The following is a 4,779-nucleotide window of genomic DNA, read 5'->3' as shown; positions in this document are numbered from 1 at the left end:
GCGCTCGGCCTCCGCCCCGCCGAGGTGCGCGCCCACTGGGACGCCGCCCGGCTCGCCGGTCTCGTCGAGACCCACGGCGGCCACGCCCGCCCCGGCTGGCGGCTGCGCGCCTGGGACCGCGACGACATGGCGGTGCTGCGCGGCTGGGTCGCGCTCTTCGACGCCTGGTCGCTCTTCCACCCGGCGCACGCGGAGTCCGCCACCCCCATCGACCCCACGGCCGTCGCCGAGGTCGTCGAGGCGATGCCGCAGCTCCTCTCGGTGCTCCAGCTCTCGGCCGGGACCGCCCCGCGCGAGGAGCTGCTCGACCTCCTCGAACAGCGGATCACCGAGCTGCGTGACGCGCGTTGCGAACTGCCCGCACCCGGCCTCGCCGCACCCTCGACGGCCCCGCTCCCGGAGCTGTTCGACTGGGCGCTCGACCGGCTCGCGGGCGTCGGGGCCCTCACGCTGCCGCAAGGGGCCGGCGGGGAGATCGCGCTCACGCCGCTCGGCAGCTGGGCGGTGTGGGTCAAGCTCGAACAGATCTGCGTCGCCGCGCAGTCCCCGGCCGGGAACATCGAGCAGTCCGCCGAGGACATGCTGCGCGGCTGCGTACGGCTGCGCCCGGGCGAGGCCCGCGCCGAGTACCGCGCCTGGATCGCCGCGCGCACCGTGGGCACCGCCGTGCAGGAACTCCTCGACGCCGCACGGGGCGACGACGCGCTGCTGCGCCAGCTCGCCTTCGAGGCCCTGCGCGCGGTCGGCGCCCCCGCCGAGCCCGGCGTGCGCGAGGTCAGCGCGGACCTGCCGCTGCGCCCGTACGCGCTGCTCTGGCTCGCCGAGCAGGAGGGCGGCGACGCCGAGGACGCGCACGCGCTCCTGACCCGCGAGGAGTCCACCTGGCTGTGGATCGACACGGCCGCGGCCCTCAACGACCACGGCGACACGGAACTCCTCGTGCGCCACATCGAGGCCGCGCACCAGCCCACGATCCCGGCCCTGCTCGAAGAGGTCCGCTCCGCCGGCCACCCCCTCACCGTCCAGGTCCTCCTGGCCCTGGCCGCCGCCCACCCCGACCCGGCCCTCGCCAAAGCGGTCCGCAGAGCCGCCTTCCAGGTCCACACGGGCGGCTGACCGGATCAAGCCCCTCTGGGGGTACCTCCCGGCCGAAGGCTGGGGGAGCGTGAGGAGCGGGGTCCGGGGCGGAGCCCCGCGAGTCCAACCCGCAGAAAGGGCACCCCCCGCTCCCGGTTAGACTGAAGCCATGGCCCCCCTCCTTGCGCATTAGCGCGACGGCATTCCGCCCCGCCCCGCCCCCCGCCGTCCCACACGCCCAGGAGTACGTCCATGATCACCGCCACCGGCATCGAGCTGCGCGCCGGCGCCCGCATCCTCATCGAGAACGCCAGTTTCCGCGTCGCCAAGGGCGACCGCATCGGGCTCGTGGGCCGCAACGGGGCGGGCAAGACCACGCTCACCAAGTGCCTCGCGGGCGAGGGCCAGCCCGCCGGCGGCACCATCACCAGCTCGGGCGAGGTCGGCTACCTCCCGCAGGACCCCCGTACCGGCGACCTCGACGTCCTCGCCCGCGACCGCATCCTCTCCGCGCGCGGTCTCGACGAGACGCTGCGCAAGATGCGCGAGAACGAGGAGCGCATGGCGAACGGCAAGGGCGCCACGCGCGAGAAGGCGATGAAGCGGTACGAGCGCCTGGAGACCGAGTTCCTCACGAAGGGCGGTTACGCGGCCGAGGCCGAGGCCGCCACGATCGCCGCCGCGCTGAGCCTGCCCGACCGCGTGCTCGGGCAGCCGCTGCACACCCTCTCCGGTGGTCAGCGCCGCCGCATCGAACTCGCCCGCATCCTCTTCTCCGACGCGGACGTCCTCCTCCTGGACGAGCCGACCAACCACCTCGACGCCGACTCGATCGTCTGGCTGCGCGACTACCTCAAGACGTACCGCGGCGGCTTCATCGTGATCTCCCACGACGTCGAACTGGTCGAGACGGTCGTCAACAAGGTCTTCTACCTCGACGCGAACCGCTCCCAGATCGACATCTACAACATGGGCTGGAAGCTGTACCAGCAGCAGCGCGAGGCCGACGAGAAGCGCCGCAAGCGCGAGCGCCAGAACGCCGAGAAGAAGGCGTCGGCCCTCAACGCGCAGGCCGACAAGATGCGCGCCAAGGCGACCAAGACCGTCGCCGCGCAGAACATGGCCCGCCGCGCCGAACGTCTCCTCGCGGGTCTTGAGGACGTGCGCCAGTCCGACAAGGTCGCCAAGCTCCGCTTCCCCGACCCCTCGCCCTGCGGCAAGACCCCGCTCACCGCCGAGGGCCTCTCGAAGTCGTACGGGTCCCTGGAGATCTTCACGGACGTGGACCTCGCGATCGACAAGGGCTCCCGCGTCGTCATCCTCGGCCTCAACGGCGCCGGCAAGACGACGCTCCTGCGCCTCCTCGCGGGCGTCGAGAAGCCCGACACCGGCGAGGTCGTCGAGGGCCACGGCCTCAAGCTCGGCTACTACGCGCAGGAGCACGAGACGCTCGACCCCGAGCGCACGGTCCTGGAGAACATGCGCTCCTCCGCGCCCGACCTCGACCTCGTCGAGGTCCGCAAGGTGCTCGGCTCCTTCCTCTTCTCGGGCGACGACGTCGACAAGCCCGCCGCGGTCCTCTCCGGCGGCGAGAAGACCCGCCTCGCGCTCGCGACGCTCGTCGTCTCGGCCGCCAACGTCCTCCTCCTGGACGAGCCGACGAACAACCTCGACCCGGCCAGCCGCGAGGAGATCCTGGGCGCCCTGCGCACCTACAAGGGCGCCGTCGTCCTCGTCACGCACGACGAGGGCGCCGTCGAGGCGCTCTCGCCGGAGCGGATCATCATGCTCCCCGACGGCATCGAGGACCTGTGGGGCGCGGGCTACCGCGACCTCGTCGCCCTCGCCTGAGCCGGCCCCTGACCGTCTCGCCCGAGGCCGGTCCCGGCCCCTCGCACCCGGGCGCCCGCGCCCCGGGAAGCGCACGAGATCACTCCGGCACGGCCGAATGATCGATGACTGCTCGATCATTCGGCCGTGCCGGAACTCCGTCATCTGGGTGAGAACACCTCGTATCCGGGAGTGTCGCCGAGTGATATTCCCGGCCCCCCGAAGTTCCGCCACCTATTCCGCCTTCACCGCTCCCACCAGCGGTTTCCCCGGGTAATTCGCTCCGCGTGCACCAGTGCGCACGGACGGAATCCCGAATTCCACCCCTGCGGACCGCAGTGCTTTACCCAACGCTTCTCCGGTGGACCTTGCCGAATGGGTGGCCAGGATTGCCGACAGGGGTGATCATGAGAGTCCAGAGCGCACTTCCCATGAGGAGGCACGGGTGGCCGAGACTCTGAAGAAGGGCAGCCGGGTGACCGGCGCCGCGCGCGACACGCTCGCGGCAGACCTGAAGAAGAAGTACGACGGCGGAGCGAGTATCCGCGCACTGGCCGAGGAAACGGGCCGGAGCTACGGATTCGTGCACCGCATGCTCAAGGAATCGGGTGTGACGCTGCGCGGACGCGGCGGAGCGACCCGGGGCAAGAAGACGAGCGGCGCGAGCTGAGCAGTCGCCGCACGTCCCGACACCTCGCGGCACCTCGCGAGGAGTGGGCTCCACGCGGTGACCACCCGGGTGTCCGGACCTCCGGCCGGGTGGTTACTGTGCAGTCACTTACGACGGCACAGGCACCCGGAGGCCCGCGATGACCACACCCGCCCAGGACACGGCAAGCCCCGCACCCGGCGACCTCGTCTTCGAGGAGGACGGCGTCCGCCTCGCGGTACGGGACGAGATCGCCGCCGTCACGCTGACCAATCCGGCCAAGCGGAACGCCCAGACTCCCGCGCTGTGGCGGGCGCTCGCGCGTGCCGGAAGGGAACTCCCCGGCAGCGTGCGTCTCGTGGTGCTGCGCGGCGAGGGCCAGTCCTTCTCCGCGGGGCTCGACCGGCGGGCCTTCACGCCCGAGGGCTTCCCCGGCGACATCTCCTTCTTCACCCTCGCCAAGGCCCCCGAGGCCGAACTCGACGCGACGATCGCCTCCTACCAGGAGGCGTTCACCTGGTGGCGGCGTCCCGACCTCGTCTCCGTCGCGGTCGTCCAGGGCCATGCCATCGGCGCGGGCTTCCAGCTCGCGCTCGCCTGCGACCTGCGCGTCTGCGCCGACGACGTGCGCTTCGCGATGCGCGAGACGAGCCTCGGCCTCGTCCCCGATCTCACCGGCACGAGCCCCCTGGTCGGCCTCGTCGGCTACGGGCGCGCGCTGGAGATCTGCGCGACGGGACGGTACGTCGAGGCCGACGAGGCGGCCCGGACCGGCCTCGCCAACCTCGTCGTGCCCGCCGAAGGGCTCGACGCCGCCGTCACCGAGTTCACGGCCGCGCTCCTCGCGGCGCCGCGCAACGCGGTCAACGAGACCAAGGCGCTCCTCCAGGGCGCGGTCCTGCGCCCCTTCGAGGAGCAGCGCGCCGCGGAGCGCCAGGCCCAGGCCCGTCGCCTGCGCGAGCTGATGGGCGGCGAGTAGCGGCGAGGAGGCTCCGGGCCGTACGGAACCAGCCACCGCTCACTCCCGTACGGCGCCCCCGCCCCCCGTACGGCCCGCACCTCCGCCCCGCCCGCCTCACCCGGCGCGGCTCCTCACTCCCGCCAGCCTGTGACCAGCACCGCCACCTCCGCGCCCGCTCCCAGGACCCCGGCCGCCGCCTCGCGTACCGCGGCGACGGTGCCGGGCAGGGGGCGCGTTCCCGAGGCGGTCAGCTCCACCCGCA

4 protein-coding genes are annotated in these 4,779 nt (G+C 72.7%); all 4 read left to right on the top strand.

From position 1 onward, the window contains the following. Positions 1-1,116, top strand: a 1,116-nt coding sequence (locus G3I42_RS11830; protein WP_164285201.1) for a hypothetical protein, incomplete at its 5' end; no start/stop codon positions are given. Positions 1,117-1,329: 213 nt separating this feature from the next. Then, on the top strand, positions 1,330-2,928 hold the full coding sequence (gene abc-f / locus G3I42_RS11825; protein ID WP_164285199.1) for a ribosomal protection-like ABC-F family protein: 1,599 nt from the start codon (positions 1,330-1,332) through the stop codon (positions 2,926-2,928). Between the two features lie 424 nt (positions 2,929-3,352). Further along, entirely contained in the window at positions 3,353-3,577 is a 225-nt protein-coding gene (locus G3I42_RS11820; protein WP_009064022.1) for a helix-turn-helix domain-containing protein, read from the top strand. A 139-nt stretch (positions 3,578-3,716) separates the two neighbouring features. Then, a complete protein-coding gene (locus G3I42_RS11815) occupies positions 3,717-4,535 on the top strand; it encodes an enoyl-CoA hydratase/isomerase family protein (RefSeq protein ID WP_164285197.1) in 819 nt (272 codons plus the stop codon). Positions 4,536-4,779 lie beyond the last annotated feature (244 nt).

Origin of the sequence: Streptomyces sp. SID11385 (assembly GCF_010548245.1) — a bacterium.
In the GTDB taxonomy this organism is placed as follows: domain Bacteria; phylum Actinomycetota; class Actinomycetes; order Streptomycetales; family Streptomycetaceae; genus Streptomyces.
This window is presented reverse-complemented; position numbering and strand designations above follow the sequence as displayed.

Coding starts and splice junctions, on each gene's coding strand:
- abc-f (WP_164285199.1), top strand. CDS start 1,330: ATGATCACCGCCACCGGCATCGAGCTGCGCGCCGGCGCCCGCATCCTC.
- G3I42_RS11815 (WP_164285197.1), top strand. CDS start 3,717: ATGACCACACCCGCCCAGGACACGGCAAGCCCCGCACCCGGCGACCTC.